We start from the raw sequence: 582 nt of genomic DNA, 5'->3' as shown, positions 1-582 counted from the left end.
ATTGCTACTTCCCCTGATAAACCGTGCGCGCTTAATGCCTGAATTGCCCCACCTGCGGTAGCATCGTTTGAGGCAACTACAGCATCAATTTTGTTATTATTGGCGGTGAGCGCTTTTTCCATAATTTTCGATGCGTTTTCCGGTAACCAGCCATCAACCCATTGGTCACCAACGACTTTAATTTTTCCGGAATCAACGTAAGGTTTTAACACTTTCATTTGTCCGGCGCGGAACAGCTTGGCGTTGTTATCTACCGGCGAGCCGCCCATCAGGAAGTAATTACCTTGCGGAACAATATCGACCAGGGCTTTTGCCTGCAGTTCACCGACTTTTTCGTTATCGAAAGAAATATAAAAATCGATATCCGCATCGTTAATCATACGGTCGTAAGCTAATACTTTAATGCCTTCTTGTTTGGCTTCTTTTACAACGTTACTGCGGTTGCCTTTCGCCAGCATGATCATACTTCCGCCCTGCGCTTGCAGTTGATCGACATAAGAATCCATCCGTCCGGCGGTCGTTGGGCCAAGAGAACCGGAGGCATAACCTTCCGGCGTTTTGGCCGGACCCGCGTAGTAAATC

Annotated in this window: 1 protein-coding gene; it reads right to left on the bottom strand. The window is 47.6% G+C overall.

Features of this window, described 5'->3' with window-relative positions; all coding sequences use genetic code 11:
* A partial coding sequence (locus K0039_RS24785) for a substrate-binding domain-containing protein (protein ID WP_228106778.1) occupies positions 1-582 on the bottom strand: 582 nt, incomplete at both ends.

This window comes from Terrisporobacter mayombei (genome assembly GCF_020748465.1).
GTDB classification, from domain to species: Bacteria; Bacillota; Clostridia; order Peptostreptococcales; family Peptostreptococcaceae; genus Terrisporobacter; species Terrisporobacter mayombei.
Note: the sequence above shows the minus strand (reverse complement) of the source record. Positions and strands in the feature narration are given on the sequence as shown.